The organism is Tumidithrix helvetica PCC 7403, from assembly GCF_965232925.1.
Taxonomy (GTDB): domain Bacteria; phylum Cyanobacteriota; class Cyanobacteriia; order Pseudanabaenales; family Pseudanabaenaceae; genus Tumidithrix; species Tumidithrix helvetica.
Genome location: NZ_CBDDRA010000014.1, coordinates 77,868 through 96,978, shown reverse-complemented (window position 1 = coordinate 96,978; position 19,111 = coordinate 77,868). Strand labels below are relative to the sequence as shown.

Annotated in this window: 12 protein-coding genes; 6 read left to right on the top strand and 6 right to left on the bottom strand. The window is 45.1% G+C overall.

All coding sequences use genetic code 11. The annotated features are described in order from the left end of the window. Positions 1-90 precede the first annotated feature (90 nt). The gene (gene ribBA, locus ACP2WE_RS14270; RefSeq protein ID WP_425216213.1) at positions 91-1,719 is read right to left on the bottom strand and encodes a bifunctional 3,4-dihydroxy-2-butanone-4-phosphate synthase/GTP cyclohydrolase II; all 1,629 of its coding nucleotides are present in this window, start codon (positions 1,717-1,719) and stop codon (positions 91-93) included. Positions 1,720-1,868: 149 nt separating this feature from the next. Between ribBA and ACP2WE_RS14265 the strand changes: the two genes are divergently transcribed. From ACP2WE_RS14265 to ACP2WE_RS14255, 3 genes are all read left to right on the top strand, one after another. Then, positions 1,869-2,831, top strand: coding sequence for a glycosyltransferase family 9 protein (locus tag ACP2WE_RS14265; RefSeq protein ID WP_425216265.1), 963 nt, complete (start codon positions 1,869-1,871; stop codon positions 2,829-2,831). A 161-nt stretch (positions 2,832-2,992) separates the two neighbouring features. Continuing rightward, on the top strand, positions 2,993-4,678 hold the full coding sequence (gene pyrG, locus ACP2WE_RS14260; protein ID WP_425216212.1) for a CTP synthase: 1,686 nt from the start codon (positions 2,993-2,995) through the stop codon (positions 4,676-4,678). A 239-nt stretch (positions 4,679-4,917) separates the two neighbouring features. Beyond that, positions 4,918-6,726, top strand: a complete 1,809-nt coding sequence (locus tag ACP2WE_RS14255; RefSeq protein WP_425216211.1) for an ATP-dependent nuclease — start codon at positions 4,918-4,920, stop codon at positions 6,724-6,726. 44 nt (positions 6,727-6,770) lie between these two features. Here ACP2WE_RS14255 and ACP2WE_RS14250 read toward each other — a convergent pair whose 3' ends face one another. From ACP2WE_RS14250 to ACP2WE_RS14235, 4 genes are all read right to left on the bottom strand, one after another. Beyond that, positions 6,771-8,480 (bottom strand): HAD-IIB family hydrolase, encoded by a 1,710-nt coding sequence (locus tag ACP2WE_RS14250; RefSeq protein ID WP_425216210.1) that lies wholly within the window; start codon positions 8,478-8,480, stop codon positions 6,771-6,773. A 290-nt stretch (positions 8,481-8,770) separates the two neighbouring features. Then, on the bottom strand, positions 8,771-9,307 hold the full coding sequence (locus ACP2WE_RS14245; protein ID WP_425216209.1) for a pentapeptide repeat-containing protein: 537 nt from the start codon (positions 9,305-9,307) through the stop codon (positions 8,771-8,773). 441 nt (positions 9,308-9,748) lie between these two features. Next, positions 9,749-10,282: a pentapeptide repeat-containing protein gene (locus ACP2WE_RS14240; RefSeq protein WP_425216208.1), complete on the bottom strand. Its 534-nt coding sequence runs from the start codon at positions 10,280-10,282 to the stop codon at positions 9,749-9,751. A gap of 339 nt (positions 10,283-10,621) precedes the next feature. Then, the gene (locus ACP2WE_RS14235) at positions 10,622-10,831 is read right to left on the bottom strand and encodes a PRC-barrel domain-containing protein (RefSeq protein ID WP_425216207.1); all 210 of its coding nucleotides are present in this window, start codon (positions 10,829-10,831) and stop codon (positions 10,622-10,624) included. 118 nt (positions 10,832-10,949) lie between these two features. Here ACP2WE_RS14235 and ACP2WE_RS14230 point away from each other — a divergent pair, with 118 nt between their 5' ends. The 3 genes from ACP2WE_RS14230 to ACP2WE_RS14220 all read left to right on the top strand — a co-directional run bounded on the left by ACP2WE_RS14230 (position 10,950) and on the right by ACP2WE_RS14220 (position 13,898). Next, the gene (locus tag ACP2WE_RS14230; RefSeq protein ID WP_425216206.1) at positions 10,950-11,105 is read left to right on the top strand and encodes a hypothetical protein; all 156 of its coding nucleotides are present in this window, start codon (positions 10,950-10,952) and stop codon (positions 11,103-11,105) included. A 6-nt stretch (positions 11,106-11,111) separates the two neighbouring features. Continuing rightward, a complete protein-coding gene (locus tag ACP2WE_RS14225) occupies positions 11,112-13,211 on the top strand; it encodes an endonuclease MutS2 (RefSeq protein ID WP_425216205.1) in 2,100 nt (699 codons plus the stop codon). Between the two features lie 180 nt (positions 13,212-13,391). Next, complete coding sequence (locus ACP2WE_RS14220; protein ID WP_425216204.1) at positions 13,392-13,898, top strand: DUF4333 domain-containing protein; 507 nt, start codon at positions 13,392-13,394, stop codon at positions 13,896-13,898. Here the strand turns inward: ACP2WE_RS14220 and ACP2WE_RS14215 are convergent, their stop codons facing one another. Beyond that, positions 13,899-19,016, bottom strand: coding sequence for a translocation/assembly module TamB domain-containing protein (locus ACP2WE_RS14215; RefSeq protein ID WP_425216203.1), 5,118 nt, complete (start codon positions 19,014-19,016; stop codon positions 13,899-13,901). Between the last annotated feature and the right edge of the window lie 95 nt (positions 19,017-19,111).

Sequence of the window (19,111 nt, the reverse complement as noted above, 5' to 3'; positions counted from 1 at the left end):
CTTACACTTGTGGTTCAATGCCCATAGTGCTTAGTAGCTAAGGATTTGATGCGTTACGGCTGTCTCTATTCTATGTTTAATTGTTTCCATCTAACCTAGTCGATAAATCTCACCTAACTGCCAAGCTGCCCGATTTTTGGAATCTAAGCTTGCGATTTCTGTATCTAAAAATTGCCGATCGCCTTCCGAGTCAATAAAAAAGCGTAACTCCTGAACGGGAAGCCATTGGCTGATTTGTTGTAACAGGGTTGCCACCGCTTGGCGGTAGGGATGATCGGGCTGGCTGTACCATGCTCCCACTTCCATATTTGCCTGATCGAAACCTAAATGCACGATCGTGGTTGCTTGGTCTGCGGATGATGGTGCTGTAAACTTTTCGGGAAAAGGACTTGAAGTTGCTTCTTGTAAAAGCAGATCGGCATCACTAGCCAGCGATCGCAATTTATCTAAACCCGTAGCCAGATCGGCTTTTGCTTCCCAACGAATCCATAAAGTTATTAGCTTGGTTTGCAAGAGCAAATGCCCCATTTTTTCTGCCTTGGTTTCCAAGTAGCGGAAGTTATATTCGTTGGTCTCAATCAGTAAAGGTAAACGTCCCACAACTTCGATGCCGAAACCTTTTAAGCCTGCGATTTTACGGGGATTGTTGGTAATCAGGCGCATTTTTCGCACACCTAGGTCATGCAAAATCTGAGCGCCGACACCATAGGTACGCAGATCGGGGGCAAACCCTAGCTTTTCATTTGCCTCCACGGTGTCAAACCCCTGATCCTGCAAAGAATAGGCTTTGATTTTATTAATCAGACCAATGCCTCGCCCTTCTTGGCGCAGGTAAATCACCACGCCAGAGTCATTGTATTCAATCATTTTGAGCGCGCTCTGCAATTGCGATCGACAGTCACAGCGCAAAGATCCCAAGGCATCCCCTGTCAGGCACTCGGAATGTACGCGTACGATGACTTCGCGATCGCGAAACTCACTGGGATTGCCTTTGACGATCGCCAAATGCTCGGTATTGTCTAGGCTATTGCGATAGGCATATACCTTAAAGTCACCGAATAAAGAGGGCAGGGTGGCGATCGATTCGCGATGTACAAAGCGCTCGTGCTCTAGCCGATAGCTAATTAGGTCGGCGATACTAATTAATTTGAGATTGTGGCGTTTGGCATACAGGATCAATTCGGGCAACCGTGCCATCGAGCCATTATCATTTTGAATTTCGCAGATCACGCCCGCAGGGTAAAGCCCCGCCATTCGGGCTAGATCGACGGCGGCTTCGGTATGACCAGCCCGTTTGAGCACCCCACCCTGTTTGGCGCGCAGAGGAAAAATATGCCCCGGTCGGCGCAAGCTATTCGGGCGCGTCTCGGGATGAATCGCTACTTGAATCGTGCGAGATCGGTCTTCGGCGGAGATACCCGTACTAGTGCCCACAGCAGCGTCAATGCTGACCGTAAATGCTGTTTGTTGGCTATCGGTGTTGCGATCGACCATCAAGGGTAAATCTAACCGATCGAGGCGATCGCCTGTCATGGCAAGGCAAATCAAACCCCGCGCATACACAGCCATGAAGTTGACCATATCGGGCGTGGCAAACTGCGCTGCCCCGATTAGATCGCCTTCATTTTCGCGATTTTCGTCATCTACGACAACAATTAATTTGCCCGCTTTTAGATCGCTTAGGGCATCGGTTATGGAATCAAACTGAAACTGGGACAAAGCTTTATCTCATGAGTCTTACTCATAATTATAGTTTGGAGCAGTTAGGAAACTGGGAAATTTAGCATTTGTGTATTTTCTAACCCTAAATCGCCTATACCGATTGAGGTATCATTACTTAGGTCTTTAGAGATGCAACAAAAAACATGATGCGAGTGCTGGCATTAGTTCCGGGTGGAGTTGGCGATCAATTGCTATTTTTCCCTACTCTAGAAACCCTTAAACAGCAATATCCTCAAGCTGCGATCGATGTTGTGGTCGAGCCGCGTGTGATTGGTGCATACAAGGTTTGTCCCTCAGTCAGGAAAGTTTTAACGTTCGATTATAAAGACCGCAATAGTCTGGCGGATTTTGGCAACTTGCTCGGCATCATTCGCGATCAGGAGTACAACGCCGTTGTCTCTCTGGGGCAACGGTTTTCTGTGAGATTTTTATTGTGGTTGACGGGCATCCCGCAGCGAGTTTCCTTTGCAGGACAGGGCGATTATTTACTGACCCAAGCGGTTCCCCTAAATACCAATCAGTATGCGGCTGCCATGTATCACGACCTGCTTAAAGGTTTTGATATTAACGTCCCCTGCCCGCCGATTAAAATTAATGTCGCCAAAACCGATATCGACTGGGCAACCAACGAGCAAAAGCGTCTGGGGATTGCCAATGGCTACATTTTGATTCATGGTGGTTCGAGTGCCTTAGCGATCAAAAAGGGCATTGATAAAATTTATCCTGTGGAGAGTTGGGTGACGATCGCTCAAGATATCCAAGAGAAACTGCCCAAGTTACCGATTGTGATTCTCAAAGGGCCTGAGGATGCTGAGTTGGTCAGTAAACTTACGGCAAAGCTCCCCAAAGCCTTGGTGATTTCACCCCCAGATATCGGTAAACTTGCCGCTGTCATTGCTGCTGCAAATTTGCTGCTTTGTACGGATAGTGCGCCTATGCATCTGGGTGTGGCCGTGGGAACGGCTCTGGTGGCTTTGTTTGGGCCCACTTCGCCAGAAAAGCTCTTGCCTCTGAACGATCCTAAAATTAAATTTGTCAAAGCTCCTGAAGGAAAACCGATCGCTGCGATCGCTCCTCAAGATGTCTTAGCAAAAATTTGGCAAGATTAACGGTTAATTGAGGCTGATCTTCCTCAGCCTAGCATTGTAGGGGCAATTCATGAATTGCCCCTACAATGCGGATGCCCGTATAGAATAGGGCGATCGCAGATTTCTCAAATAGTCGCTAGAACAAAAAATTTATTTGTGTCGATCGGGGTTGCAAAATTGTCATGACAAAATTTGTATTTGTAACGGGCGGAGTCGTCTCCAGCATCGGTAAAGGCATTGTGGCGGCTAGTTTAGGCAGGCTGCTCAAGTCTAGAGGCTATTCTGTATCGATTTTAAAGCTCGACCCCTATATCAATGTCGATCCTGGGACGATGAGTCCGTTTCAGCATGGAGAGGTTTTTGTCACCGAAGATGGGGCAGAGACTGACCTCGATCTGGGGCACTACGAGCGCTTTACCGACACTGCCATGTCAAAGCTCAATAATGTCACCACGGGGGCAATTTACCAAGCCGTAATTAATAAAGAACGGCGCGGCGATTATCAGGGGGGCACGGTACAGGTGATTCCCCACATCACCAACGAAATTAAAGAGAGAATTCGCCGCGTTGCGACTAACACCAACCCTGATTTTGTGATTACCGAAATTGGCGGTACGGTCGGGGATATTGAATCGCTGCCCTTTGTAGAAGCGATTCGGCAGTTTCGCAAGGATGTGGGGCGCAAGAATGTTCTTTACATGCACGTGACGCTGATGCCTTGGATCGCCTCGGCTGGAGAGATGAAAACCAAACCCACGCAGCACTCTGTGAAAGAACTTCAGTCGATTGGGATTCAAGCGGATATCTTGGTTTGCCGCAGCGATCGCCCCCTGTCGCAAGGTCTCAAAGATAAAGTGGCAGAATTTTGTAACGTTTCCCCAGAATGCGTGATTACGGGGCAGGATGCCAAAACGATTTACGAAGTTCCCTTAATTCTCGAACGCGAAGGATTGGCGGAGCAGGTGCTCAATCTCTTGGGTATGGAACAGCGTCAGCCCGATCTGCGCAATTGGCAAGTCCTGGTAGATCGTCTCTATCGTCCCGAACATACGGTTGAAGTTGCGATCGTCGGGAAGTACGTTCGTCTTACGGATGCCTATCTCTCTGTAATTGAGTCCCTACGCCATGCAGCAGTGTCCCTCAATAGTGCTGTGAACGTGCGCTGGATTAACTCTGAGGATGTGGAAACCTTTGGGGCTGAAAGGTTCCTGCAAGATGTGGATGCGATCGTCGTACCAGGGGGATTTGGGATTCGCGGCGTGGATGGAAAGGTTGCCACGGTTGCCTATGGACGCGAGCAAAAGATTCCATTTTTGGGACTCTGTTTGGGCATGCAATGCGCCGTAATTGATTGGGGTAGAAATGTCGCTCACTTAGAGGATGCCAATAGTTCCGAGTTTAATCCCGATACGAATAATCCAGTAATTCACCTGCTACCCGAACAGCATGATGTTGTGGATTTGGGTGGAACCATGCGGTTAGGACTCTATGCTTGTCGTGTCGTACCGAATACGCTAGCGAGTCGCCTCTATCAAGATTCAGTCATCTACGAACGCCATCGCCATCGCTATGAGTTCAACAATGCCTATCGCACGCTATTCCTAGAGTCTGGTTATATGGTCAGTGGAACCTCGCCTGATGGCAGACTGGTGGAAATGATCGAGCTACCCGATCATCCTTACTTCATTGCCACGCAGTTCCATCCTGAGTTCCAGTCGCGCCCAAGTACGCCCCATCCATTATTCCAAGGACTCGTGCAAGCAGCGCTCGACTATAAGCAAAAGCATCACCCCCTAGAGCGATCGCAGCTCGAAGAGTCTCTCAATGGAATCCATTCTCTGCAAGATGAGAAGCAAATGCAAACCTGATCGATATTTTGAAAATTCTCTCTTAACTATGAATATATTCAGCTTTGTGAGCTAAGTCATATAATCTGAATTCAGATTGTATGACTGTTTATCTACATTTCCAATTAAATGCTTTATTTCTCATATTTCATGCCCATAAGCCTTAATTTTTGTTAATACTCCCAAAAAATTTAGATTTTTGAGTTACTGTCAATTAATCAATAATTCACAAAAATTGTATTAAGCTGAAGAAGTAAAAAATGAAGCTATCATCAGTTCGGCTAATTAACTTTCGATGTTTTCAAGATAGTGGTGAAATCCCTTTCCAAAAGTTTTCAATTTTAATTGGTAAGAATGATGGTGGTAAATCTTCACTTCTATATGCTATCCAAAAAACGCTAGATTTAAAAGATACATTTTCACAAGAAGATTGTAGATGGCTAGATAGCGAAGATGATCAAGCGAAAAGAGTAGATGAGTTAGAAGTTCGGATAAGACTAGTTGACAGAGATGATAATAAATATCATATTCGTGCTGTTTATTCTTCTGATGGAACCATCAAACGTCAACTTGAGGATGAGTGTGTTGGAGATGAGAGTTTAGATGATGATTTTGAATCTTTGAACCTAAATGCGTTAAAAGAACTTTGTCAACTTTACAGCTTGGATCCACAAGGAGCAAAATCCCAAAAAATTACTTTTACCACTGCGTTAACAAATCATAGAAATTCTCTCCCTAAAAGTCTTGGTTGGAGGGCATTACCACTTGAAGTATCCAAAAGATTTCCTAAAATCCATCTTTATCAAACTATCAGTAATATTGAACCAGACAAAGTGATTAAAAGCACTTTGGAGTCACACTTTAAAGAGAATCTTTTAAATAGTCATAAAGAATCCATACTTTCAATCACAACAACAGCTCAAGAGAAGCTTAATGAGCAAGCGGTAAATCAGCTACTGCCTGCTCTTAAAGAGCACTGTACTACTGTCAAAAACATTAGTGTTGAAATTGGTGAAAATTCGTTCTCTAACTTAACTGTTAGTGAAGTTAAAATAACTCAAGAAAATGGACGTCCAATTGACTGGAGTCGAATAGGTTCTGGGAAAAAGCGTGAAATGTCTTTAGGAATCTTTCGGTGGCAGCAGACAATGCTAACGGATAACTTGTCTGCTACTGAGTCTACCGACGACGAACAGACTTCTATCCTAGCTTTGTTTGATGAGCCAGATGTAAATCTAGACTATCAAGCTCAACACTTGGTTAGTCACCTACTACAAAAATTAGCAGATTTCAACGCTTGTCAAGTTTTAGTTGCTACACACTCATTGAATTTAATGGATACATTGCCTATACATAGTCTGACATTCTTTGATACACCACCAATTGTTCCGTGGAGATTTGAAGATGGTAACGCTGAGACAGAAACCATTGAAAGGGTGCTTACTTCACTTGGAGTACGTAACAGTGCATTGTTTAATGAGAGACTGATGCTTGTTTTTGAAGGACAAACAGAAATAAATGTGTTCGATATACTTTATGCTTCTGTAACTGGATTTTCACTTCGTCTCAGTGGTATCTATGCAATTAATGGTCAAGATAATAAGCAAGCTCTTGATCTGGCTAAGCTTCTAAAGAAGGGGAACAGAAGGGTTGTATGTGTTCTTGATAGTGACTGTCGGCAAAATCCCGCACTAAAGTTAGATGGCGATGCTGTAGCGATTAAGCAAAAACATAGTTTAATTTTAGGAGAGGAATTATTTTTTCTTGGATCTGTTGAACTAGAGGATTTGTTTGATGACAGTCTCTGGGTATCAGTTCTAAATTGTAACCATCCACAAATAGTTGAGGGGCAACAATGGAAGACTGAAGATATTGCTCCTATTCGTGGCGACAAGAAATTTTCTAAAGAAATTGAAAAACTTGTAGAAGAAAAGTCTAGTGGCCCTATTAGTAAGCCTGAATTGGGAACTGCATTAGCTAAAGAGGCAGTTTCAAAGAAACTAATCCCGCAAAAGATTGTTGGTTTAATAGAGGATATTCAACGTCTTGTACCAAGTCCTGTTAGTTAATCACCAAATAATAGTTTTTATGCCTCGTAATCAAGTTCCCTCCTTTAAGCAGGTAAGGTATAACGTTTCTCGATTGCCGATGTAATGCGATCGCGACTTTCAGCAGGTGTAATATCTGTAGTTCTCTCAACTTGGCTTACCTCTTCTGCTAAGGTTTCATCTTTAATCGCATTTTGGAGCCAAGTCGAGTAATCTTGACGATGTAAATGATGTAACCAAGTGAGATCGTCAACTCCCGCCGCTAGCTGGATAAACATCGTTAGATTTTGTGCTTTTAAATTTAATTGTTCGTCTTCACCCCTAAAATAAAAGCAGCGATCGTTGCCCAGTATACCTTCAGCATAGGTTCGCATATGTCTTTGTCGCTCTTGGCGAGGAGGAATCACCTGGAATTGGAAAGGCTGCTCTTCAGTTTTCAAAAACCAAGCAACTCCCTCTCCAGATGCAAGTTCGGCTGGTAGTGCATCAGTCGGTAGTTTATGTCCTACAGCTTTGCAAAAATCCGCAATTGTTTGCATAGGTGTCTTGACAGCAATAATCGTATCAACTAAAGCTAAGGCTGAAGCTGCCACATGCTCGGGATGAACTGTAATCATCAAAATGCCATTTACAGATTGCGGCAAGGTGACCGCAGCATTCCAAGACGAAGGGAACATATGATGTACCTCGTCGATCGCAATCCAATGGGGTCTTCCAGTTCGCACGCGCATTTCTAATAAAGAAGGCAGCAGTTGAGCCAGAAATGAGGGGCGATCGTCGGCTTTTACTCCCATGAGATTGACTACTAGATTTTGTTCTGGCTTACTCAAAATTGCCAAGACTTCAGTTGGATTAGGAATCTGTTGAATATTTCCCAATACGATCGTGCCATCAAAGTTTTGATAATCCCCTTCGGGATCGATGATACAAAACTGATAGCCTTTCTCCATAAACCTCTCTAGCATTCCTGTCGCTAGCGTTGATTTCCCCCCACCAGAAGTACCTGCCAGTAAAATGTTTCGGTTAAGTGGTTGGATGTAAACATCTCGATCCGTGTTGAGTCTTCCCAATAAGATGTTATGTCGCTCTGGCAAAAGCAACGATTCCTGTAAATCTTCTTTGAGTAATCGGTCGATTAATTCAATTACGCCATCTCCTCGACTTCCTAAAGTTACCCAATCTACTTCACTCTTTACCGATGGTAGTGCATTATCTACTGCTACCGAAAACTCGCTCAATTTCAGAAACGCAAGGTCATTCTCGGCATCCCCGATCGCTACTGTATTATGAACCGATAGACTCATTCGGCTTAGAGCTGCAACTAGTCCTGAAGCTTTATTGACTCCTGCTGGCAGAACCATGACCGCACCTTTATTAAAGATGACCTGTAAGTCTAAGCCCAGTTCGCGAATTACAGTAAGAATCTCTACTTCATGGGGTTCCCAAGTCGCTACAATAACTTTTCCGACCGAGAGTGGATGGATATCCCGCGATCGCAATTCCTGCACAAAGCTCTCGGGGGGCAGACTGCCTAGCAAGAATTCTTCGCAAGTTGAAGGAAAGTATAATGCCGCACCATTCTCACTTATGACACAATCAAATAGGTTAACTTCAGGAAATACCTGACAGAGATCGTCCAGTTGCCTTCCTGTTACTAGAATTAGCTTTCGTCCAGTTTTTTGTAGTCTTTTAAGGGCTTCTAATGTTGCATCTAATACCTGTCCCCCAGTAGCTAAGGTTCCATCGTAATCTGTCGCTAAGATTAAATAGTGCATAAGTGTTCAACTCAATATCATAGTTGGCATTGTTTTCAGGAGCAATTGTTGCCGCCTAGCGAATTAAAGAGCGATCGCCAAGTGCTGCAAAACTTATTGTTTGTTCCTGTTCACCAAGGAAATAAAAGGAGAAACCGTCTCTTTCAAAGTAGTACTAGTTCCTCCATATAAATTCTTATGCTTAATTCATCTCTAGCGTGACATAGCCATGTTTAACTTCATGAGTGAATTGATTGATTATAGAGGAAACACTGTCCCTATCTAGTCATCATACGTCGCGATCGAAATATTCAGGTGCCTATAACTGTATTAAATACTTCCACATTTTCCATACTCACATCGTCTAGATCGGCTCCACGGAAAATTGCAAAACTTAGATTCGCTTCATTTAGGCAAGCGCCACTTAAATCAGCTCCATCAAAATTTGCCAAGATCAAACTCGTCCCCTCAAGATTGGCACCTCTGAGATTTGCCCCACTCAAATCGGCTCCGTTGAGATCGGCATGACTTAGATCGCTTCCTGCTAAGTTGGCTCCTCTGAGGTCAGCCCCATTCAAGTCTGTATTGGCTAAATTACTAAAACCTAAAGAAGCTCCTTCGAGTTTTACACCACTCAAAGTACTGCGACTGAGATCGGCGAGGTCTAAGCGCGCATTTCTCAAATCTGTAAACGCTAAATTAATTCCCTCTAGATTACAACCCGTCAAGATTGCATTTTTTAAGTTGACATGGGTAAAGTTTCTGGCCCCAATTCGATACAGCTTGGCAACATTTAAGCCATCTACTTTAGCTGGGGCTGGTGGTGAAATACCTTTTGAACTATTCATATATTTCTCCATCTACTAACAACGTTTTAAAATGATTTGAATAATTTAGGACTTACACACAAAACCCCGAACGAGCACAGCTAATAAATCTTAGAATCAATACCTTTCTGGGATTTTAGCGATTTTTTTATGAAAGTGTTTTATAATACAATAATCTTACTCGATTTCAGAGAATTTTTTGATTTGTATATCATTTCTTCATAAAGGGAATGGGAATAAGTCATGATTTAAAGCGATCGCGGAAATCTCAAATTCTTTTCTCAAAATCTAGACTGAGAGAGAAATAGATCGATCTTGCTAGCACTTAAATTATGAATTTCCATGCCTATATTTTTGAGAATCGATTTAGCAGCTATTTAATGTTGACTAAGACTAACATTAGGACCCTATGCTTAAAAGTCACCCGATCGGGTGAAATTTTGGTAATTTCTGTGTAAAGATTTAGTCTAAATTCAAAAAAATCGCAATTTCTAAAATGGTATGGGAGATTTCGGCATTGGCATAACTGATGTCCTCTAGGTTCGTGCCTTGCAAGTCAGCAAATCTAAGGTCAGCCTCATCCAAACATGCACCGCTTAGATCGGCTCCAGATAGGTTTGTAAAGACTAAGCTTGCGCCACGCAGGTTTGCCCCACTGAGATTCGCGCCCCTAAGATTGGCTCCATTGAGGGAGGCACACCTTAGGTCGCACCCACCAAGATTCGCGCCACGTAGGTCAGCTCCGTTGAAGTTGGTATTGTTCAAATTTGCAAAACAGAGCGATGCATTTCTGAGCTTGGCACTACAGAGATTGCAGGAACTCAGATCGGCTAAATCGAAATCAGCTCCATTTAGGTTGGCATCAGAAAAGTTAGCACCCGTAAGATCGCTGTTTTCTAATACAACGTTGCTGAGTTTGTTGCCTGCAAAGTTCCTAGCTCCCATTTCGTAGAGCTTAATCACATGCTGCCCGATGGATATAGATTTTGCATGCATTGATAAAAATTTAGGGCAATTCATATCGCAATTCATCATCTTTTAGTCCTTTTACGATCGCAAGCTGTTTTCAATTAAGCTCTGATTGACTAAATCATAGTTTCCACCAGTCCCTGCAAACTTCACGCGATCGGTTCGCCTGATTGGGTGATTAGAGATGAATTTTTGCCTGTGAATTCTCAACTTTTGTAATGCGCGATCGGGAATTTCAAAACGAATTGAGCTTTTGGTATATTTTTGGCGATTGGAGCGATCGACATAGCCCTACAAAGCAGGGAACTAAGGAATGTCAGAATGGATTTGTTATCATCTTGATGAAAATGTTAACCGTGCGATCTCTCAGGGTTTGAGGAGGGCTGGAATCGATGTTACCACTTCATGAGAGGTAGGCTTACTTGGGAAAAGAGATGAAGACAGAATCACTAATGATTCTATTTCATCATCCATATTTAAATTTAACTTGTGAACTTTCCCGATCGCAACTCCATTCAGTGTAATAACTTCTCTGCCAATAAAGCTCCGTAAATATCTTTGCCGCTCAGTAGTCATATATTTAACCTGTTACGCTAAAACTTCAGACAAAAGCCATAACATCTTTTAAAGGGAGTGCATGATTGCCTTGATAGATCTTAGCATATATGAGGTTTTGCTAATTACTGATATTTAAGTGTCTGCCCCTAGACATCTGGGCAAGCACTGGGAATTGCTTCGATCGCCACAATCAATCATCAAAAATTTACAGCATGAAAAGATTTGCCCAGCGATCGCCTTGGCAAGTCCTACAGAACATCTGGTAACATCGGATATTACAGGTATCGTTTGAGATTGAATGCAGGCAGAAACTTTAGAATTGTTGGAATGGGGAAGGGTATGTCAGCACTTGGCGACGTTTGCCTCGACAAAATTGGGCGCGATCGCGGCGAGCCGTCTCCCAATTCCTGACACCTACGAGCAAAGCCTAGAGCTGCTGACACAGACAAAGGAAGCCTATTTTCTCGAAACCAAGTTGATTGGTGGTGTTTCCATTGAGGGCGTTCAAGATATCACCACTGCGTTGCTACGAGCCGAACGGCAAGGGATTTTGTCCTCAGAGGAACTGCTGGCGATCGCTACCACCCTCGCAGGAGCCCGAAACCTACGGCGCACCTTAGACAATGCTGAGGGTTGTCCGAACTTACAGGATTTAGTCAGCGAACTTCGCACCTATCCTGAGATAGAGCAGGAAATTTATAACTGTATTGACGAGAGTGGAGCTGTTTTAGATCGAGCTTCCGAGAAATTAGGGACGATTCGCCTCGCTTTGCGCCAAGTGCGCGACCAGATTTATAACAGCCTACAGGGAATCATGCAGCGTCGGCAAAATGCCCTGCAAGAGAATGTAATTACCCAACGCAGCGATCGCTATGTGTTGTCTGTGAAAGCGCCACAAAAAGACCAAATCCCCGGTGTGGTGCATGACACTTCTAGTACGGGCATGACCTTGTTTGTGGAACCCAACTCGATCGTTCCTTTGAATAATAAATTGCGGCAGTTGGTGCGCCAAGAACAAACGGAAATCGAAGTAATTTTGCGCCAGCTCAGCGATCGCGTTAGTGAAGTCGTAGAAGACTTACAGCGCTTATTAATTATTGTTACCAAGATTGACCTTGCGATCGCCCGCGCTCGTTATGCCTATTGGCTCGGAGCAAATCCACCCCAATGGAATTCTATTTTGAATGCCAATGTGAATTCCGCGCGGGATAGAACTGCGATTACACTGCGCCAATTGCGCCATCCTCTGTTGGTTTGGCAGCAGCACCACGAGTCAGGACGAGAAGTCGTTCCTGTGGATGTGCTGATCTCCCCAGAGATTCATGTTGTGGTGATCACTGGCCCCAATACTGGTGGTAAAACTGCCACGCTGAAAACCTTTGGCTTGGTAGCCTTGATGGCAAAGGTGGGAATGTTTATTCCTGCGAGAGAACCTGTGGAGCTACCTTGGTTCGATTGGGTACTGGCGGATATTGGCGACGAGCAATCGCTCCAACAAAATCTTTCCACGTTTTCAGGGCATATTCGCCGCATTAGTCGCATTCTCTCGGCGATCAGTCATGATTCCCTCGTACTTTTAGATGAAGTAGGGGCGGGGACTGACCCATCGGAAGGCAGTGCGATCGCTACGGCTTTATTAGAACATCTCGCAAATCACACGAGTTTAACCATTGCTACCACGCACTTTGGCGAACTTAAGACCCTGAAATATCAGAATCCCAAATTTGAGAATGCCTCCGTGGAATTTGATGATGCTTCTCTCGCGCCTACCTATCGATTGCTCTGGGGAATTCCTGGTCGGTCAAATGCTTTGGCGATCGCGCGGCGATTGGGCTTGCCAGAAACGATCTTAGGAATAGCTCAAGGGCATGTCGGCTATGGTTCTGCCGAGTTGAATACGGTCATTTCGGAATTAGAAATTCAGCGGCGTCAGCAAAATCAAAACACTGAAGCGGCAGCTCGACTCCTAAAGGATACGGAGAAGTTACACAATGAAATTCTCGATAAATATACCCAGCTAAAATCCCATGCCCTAGAATTGCGAAATAATCAAGAGAAGGAAGTGACAGCGGCAATTATGCAGGCAAAAAAAGAAATCGCGAGGGTGATTCGTAAATTGCAACAGGGCGATCAGTCGGCACAGACAGCCCAACATGCAGAGAAACGCATGGAAGAACTCGGCAAGCGCCATCTGCCCTCGGAACAGAAATCTGCCAAAAATTCGCCAGCTACAGCCAGCGATCGCTATCTGCCCAAGGTCGGCGATCGCATTCGCATTCCCAAACTAGATAAAGTTGCTCAAGTTCTCTCGGTCTCTGCGGACTCAAGTGAAATTTCTGTGCGATTGGGAATGATGAAAATGAATGTCAATGTATCGGATATCGAGAAAATTTCATAAATTTCCTGCCTGCTCTCACTCTTTATACTTTCTTCATCACAGCTTCAGAGCCTTACCCTTTATAATTTGAGTTCGTATCCGATCTAGCTGCTGCATTATTTCTTGGGGAGCTATTTGCTCAGTTAGATCTAGCTAGATAAGCAGCCATACTACAACTAAATGAAAACATCAGCAAAACTCATGCGTAAATCAGTATTCTTGGTGGGGATTTCGATCGGTATTGCCTCAATCGTTACAGCTTGTTCTACAACACTGGATATCGACAAGCTCAAAGCTTCGATCAAGGATGGTATCAAAGACCAAATGGGGATTACAGTGCAATCGGTGACTTGTCCTGAAAAACGCGAGGCTAAAGCCAATGACTCATTTGAATGCACCGCAGCAGCCGAGAAAGACAGCACAATTACGGTTACAGTCAAGCAAAGCAACGACAAAGGGGATGTTAATTGGGAGGTTGCCAGTGCCAAGGGAGTTGTCGATCTGACTAAAACTCAGAAAGTGATTGTTGATGCTTTAAAAGCTCAAACGGGCATTGATGGCACTGTAGACTGCGGTGGCAAATTTAAAGTGGTAAAAGCGGGTGAAACCTTTGAATGTAAGGGCACGGATGCAAAAGGAAATTCTGGAACAATTGAAGTCAAAGCGAAAGACGATGCGGGTAACATCGAGTGGCACTTGAAGCGATAATTAGAATCGGGCTTCAAACTCAATCGCCGCACCAGTATTCCCTTGAGAATCGGTATTCGCACGAATTAGTGTATTGGGGTTAAGGCGATAGCGAATGCCATAGGTGGTAGGTTGACTGGGGTCGTTAATTACGGCTCGCACCGATGCCGAGAAGTTGTTGCTCAAATCGATTGCGGCTTCTGCTGCTAAACCTAGGGTGGTAGCTCCACCATTTTTGGCAGTGGAAACTGAAGGAGTTAGGTTAAATTCAGCCAGATTTAAGGCATCTCCAATCGAATCTTGGAGGAAGTTGATAATTGTGCCTCCAGCCAAATTTGCAAGGGAAGCCGCAGGATCGGCACCACCTTGGAGCACCCCGCCACCAATGTCGGCTAGGATTTCACTCTGGTTTCGAGGTGGGCTACTGGTAAGGCTGATGTTAGGGTTATCTGCATTTCCAGTCACAGTCGCCAGTACCTTGAGCGTTTTCTGAGAGCCTAAGTTACTGACGGGGACTTCGTTAGGGTTAAATGCATTAATTGGGTTTTGGCTCGCGATCGGGATGCGCGTAAGTTCGGGTACAGAACCTGCAACACGCACGTTGAGGTTGGGATTTAACCCTTGCGATGGAATAAACTCAGCATAGTTATCGTAGGAACGATCGAGTCGAAATCTAGCGGAAATGGCATTAAACTGACCTCTCGTCACTTTGATCCGACCAGCGGGGCGAAGATCTCGGAGAGAACCATTTACTTCCAGATTTCCTTCCGTTAAGAAATTAAACAAAGGCGCACGAGTGACCTGCACGTCTTGAAGTTTGACCATCAATCTATCGAAGCTGACATCTGGAATATCCGTTTCGACATTGTTGTCACTAGAAGACCTATCGGTAATCACAAAGCGACCATCTGCCAACAGAATTTCACCGCTTAAGATAGGGGAGAGCGCTGCTCCTTTCACAAGTAACTTACCATTGAAATTATTAGAAGAGATATCCCTAATATTTAATTTCAAGCGTTCGGCAGTAACTTGTAAAGGATTGTCAAAATCTGGAGTTCCCGCTTGAATCAGACCGCGATCGCTTATTGCCAATACGCCTTTTGCGGTTAAGTTGCCATCGCTAAACTTACCTTTAAGATCGCTCTTGAAGCGATCGGAGCTAAAGGTTACTTCTCCTTGCACGTCGGTAAGATCGCCTGGTAAACCTGCCACTTGAATCACCGCTTTGTCTAGAAGAATTTTTCCTTCCACAATGGGCGCTCGGGTCGTTCCCCTTACCACTAAACTAGCACTTCCAATTCCATTTACCCACCGTACAGGCTGATTGAGAACGTTAATAAATCCCAATCCTTCGTTTCTAACATTAATATTTAAAGCAATCTTGTTCCCAGGACTAACGAGGGCAAAAGGCAGACGCAGTGGCACATCGCCTGAGATATTTAGGGCTTCTGGTCCCGATACGCGCATCAGGGCGGTAAAGTTCATGCGACCGTTGTTATAGTTAAATTCTCCACCCACGGATTCGATCGGTTGGCGATTGATACTGGCATCTGCTAGGGTCAACTTACCCGAAGCCTGTGGATTAAATAGATTTCCCGCAATGGTTGCCGTTCCATTTACATTTCCTGTAATATCGACGGGAATTGTATTGAAAATTGGTAGGGGACGCAACGCCTCAATCGGGAAGTTGACAAGTTCAATTTTCCCGCTTTGTTCGAGCAATCCTATGCGGGCATTGGTGATCTGTCCGAGGCTATTGCCTGACTGTAACCTTAGGGTCTCTAAGCTCAGAACGTTTTTAAGAAACTGCCCCTTCATGGCTACGTTATCAACCGCGAACTTGCCATATTCAAATTGCTTGCCGACGAGATTAAAGCCAACTCGCAGACCATCTTGTTTAGACCTAGAAAACTGAATCGCTCCATTGATCTGTCCTTTAAACTCAGATAGTGGTGGAAGGGCGTTGTTATTGGCAGCGATCGTTTCCTGCTGTTCCTTGCGAGTCTGAAGCTGAGCGAGGTATTGCAGTTGAGCATTTAAAGGCACACCCACTATCCCAATTGGACGCACAGGTTGTAAGAGTACCGCCCTCGCTTTTGGTAAGGTGATTCCTCTCGCCACATCGCTAAAATCAGCCCATTGTAACGTCGCTAAAATATCTTGAACCTTGCCTTGGTCGATATCCACCTGACCGCGCAGTTCGACATCCGCAGCAGGGTTGTAAGCTAGGCTAAATTTGTATTCCGTACTGCCAATTCCTTTAACTTGTAGCTTTCCATCTTTTATTTCTAAGGTTCCATTCGTATAGAGCACCTTAGCGACCAAACGATCGGCAAGGACGCGACCAAAGCGAGGGCGCTCTACCACAATCTCCCCGATCGCACTGGGAAGATTGCCATAGTCAACCACCAACTGACTCGATAGTTTGCCGTCCACATTATCTTGCCCCAGCATCGAAGCCACCAGCGCCAAGGGTACATCTTTTACGGTGACATTCAGTCGTCTACCATTGTCACCTACCCGATTACCCGTAGCGGTTGCGTCGCCTAGTCTTAAGCTAAAATCAAGCGGTTGAAAGCGCGAATCTAAACGGGCGGCAATGCGATCGCGGTTGCCTCGAATATCTAAAGCTAAGCCCTGCTGTAAATCAAAATCCAATTTTCCAGCTAAACGCGGATCGAAGGCGACTTGGTTCACCTTTAATCCGTTGAGTTGCACATCACCTGAAACCTGTGAAGCACTGGCAATTTTATCGATCGCGCCACTAAAGGTGAGGGAATCAAACTCAATTTGATTGATCTTGACCCCTGCCAACCGCAAACTACCTGCCAATTTAGGCGAAGCGATCGCGCCATTAATCGTGCCATTAAAAGATAGAACCCCGTTAGAGGGAATCACGCCCATCATGCCCGACTGGGCTAAGAAAGCTGCCGCTAGGGGAGGAAGGCTGACATTATCGAGACGAAGCGCACCTGCTATCTGGAGATTGTCGATCGCACCAGCTAACTTACCATTAAAATTGGCGACCCCAGAAGTCTGTCCTGAGAAGGCAGGCACAAAGGATGCCAGACGACTGACACTCACATTGCGCGAATTTAAATCTAGATCGAGTCCAGCGATACCATTGGGAATTTGTTGGGCGTCAAAAGTTAGATTTACCCTACCCTGTGCGGTCAGATAGCCACCTACCTGCAGATCTGGAACCAGTAAATTCTTGCCATCCCAAGCCAGATTGGCTGTAATCGGATCTGGAATTGCGGCAATGCCTTGAGGCAAACGCAGATCGGCATTTGCCGTAATGTTGGTAGGTGCAAAACTACCACTGGGGCTGTTGAGATTGAGGACGCCCTCGACCGTACCTTTTTGACCCGCCGCAAAAGCCGAGATGGGAATGCCGCTACTGGTCAGTTGTGCCTGCCATGCCCCTCCAGCCAGATTGTAAGTACCGCTCACAGCGATCGCGCCAATGGGAAATAGCACAGAGGTATTGCGAATTGTGGCGACATTGTCAGCGATCAGAACTTCGCCGCTAGCGGGATAGGTGGCTTGGGGCGCGTCAAACTGTGCCAAGATTTGGGGATTGCTGAGTAGCCCTGAAATTTGCACGGCAGCAGTGAGTCCGCCCACCTTAATCGGGAGCTGGGTTTTATAGAGAGACGCAAAATTTTCTGCCGTCACGCCTGCCACATTAAAGGCAAATAATAGCTCTGGTTGGGCTGTAGGTTGTTTTTTGTCTTTCTTGCCTTCTACAGGAAACTGTATTTGCCCTTCACCCTGTATGGTTCCGCCAACAGCCGCGATCGCTTTAATATTTTTGAATTTGATCAGATTTAGCCCTTTTAACTCAGCCTGGGCTAGTACCTGATTAAACACAACGCGATCGACCGTAAACGGTTTGGCGTTATTTGATGAGCTAATCGTAGCGATCGCATTAGGCTTATTAAGCGTACCTGTAACCTTGGCAGAGGCTTTCAACTCTCCTGTCACGGGAACGAGTGACTTAATATCAAAATCTTTTAAGACTGCTGCAATATCCGTGGGCTGAAGCACCAAATCTAAATTAAAGCCTGACTGATTGTTGAAGATGCCGTCAGCTTTAATACCAAGTGCCCCAAAATTGCCCACCATTTGTTGAAACGTCGTGGTTTTGCGATCGAACACCACACTACCCGAGATGTTGGTAAAGGGCTTGGTGAGATTGGCAACGCTGAGTGTGAGATCTTTAAATTTGGCAGAGCCTTGAATATCAGGCGTATCGTCACCCGCCCGAATGGCAATATTGATCTCACTGTCAATCTGGCCTTTTTGCGGTGATACGGGGATATTAACCAGAAAACTTTGGAAAGACGAGGCAAGCAGATTTTGCGATCGCACTTGAATGTTTCCCTGCCCTCGCGTTAAATCCCAGTCTACTTTTGTATCAATTGTGCCTTTGTCGGTTTTAGCTGCATCGATCGCGCGACGTAGCTGCGAGGGATCGGGGGTATCGGTAGTACTCGTAAACTGCGGTAGCACCACACTGCCACCACCACTGAGTTTCATACTCTGATTGCTCAGGTCAGTGATTTTCCAATCACTTTGCAACTGTAGTTGGGTCAGGGTAACAAATTCTTTGGTCGCTGCTGCCTGAATCGTTACCTGCCCATCCTCAAACTTTACGGTTCTCAGATCGATAAACCCCTCTTCGGAAGGTTTTTCAGGTGGGGTGATTTTGGGTAAAAAATTACCTGTGGCGAGATCTTGTTTTAAAAAGACTTGCGGACTCTTGACCACGGCGTCCAAACCCAGTTGGCGTTTTTGCAAATAAGTCCAAGGGTCAATACGCACATCGATCGCATCAACAACTAAAAAATTGGGCTCTTTGTCGGTGGCGGGGATTTGAGATTGACCAAACCGCAGACCTGTGAGACTGACGCGCTCAATCTTGCCTAATTGCACAGGTCGTTTGAGTAACTTGGTAAGTTCGGCTTGTAAAAGAGGCGACAGCCGCTCGTTGAGAAAAAATCTTCCATACCAACACATGCCTAAGCCTGAAGCAGTAAGCGCCAAGGCAGCACCAACACTAACACGCCCTACATTTCTCAGAAATGAATGCGTAGGTGAATCTGATGAAGTCGGCGGCAGCAATTGTTGTCCCACACTCTCACTCCTATGCTATTTGCTACTAGCCATTAGCCATCACCGCTGTTTTAGAACCATTTTTAAGCAATTAGTTCCGCGATCGATAATTTATT

Coding starts and splice junctions, on each gene's coding strand:
- ACP2WE_RS14265 (WP_425216265.1), top strand. CDS start 1,869: ATGCGAGTGCTGGCATTAGTTCCGGGTGGAGTTGGCGATCAATTGCTA.
- pyrG (WP_425216212.1), top strand. CDS start 2,993: ATGACAAAATTTGTATTTGTAACGGGCGGAGTCGTCTCCAGCATCGGT.
- ACP2WE_RS14255 (WP_425216211.1), top strand. CDS start 4,918: ATGAAGCTATCATCAGTTCGGCTAATTAACTTTCGATGTTTTCAAGAT.
- ACP2WE_RS14250 (WP_425216210.1), bottom strand. CDS start 8,480: ATGCACTATTTAATCTTAGCGACAGATTACGATGGAACCTTAGCTACT.
- ACP2WE_RS14245 (WP_425216209.1), bottom strand. CDS start 9,307: ATGAATAGTTCAAAAGGTATTTCACCACCAGCCCCAGCTAAAGTAGAT.
- ACP2WE_RS14240 (WP_425216208.1), bottom strand. CDS start 10,282: ATGCATGCAAAATCTATATCCATCGGGCAGCATGTGATTAAGCTCTAC.
- ACP2WE_RS14235 (WP_425216207.1), bottom strand. CDS start 10,831: ATGACTACTGAGCGGCAAAGATATTTACGGAGCTTTATTGGCAGAGAA.
- ACP2WE_RS14225 (WP_425216205.1), top strand. CDS start 11,112: ATGCAGGCAGAAACTTTAGAATTGTTGGAATGGGGAAGGGTATGTCAG.
- ACP2WE_RS14220 (WP_425216204.1), top strand. CDS start 13,392: ATGCGTAAATCAGTATTCTTGGTGGGGATTTCGATCGGTATTGCCTCA.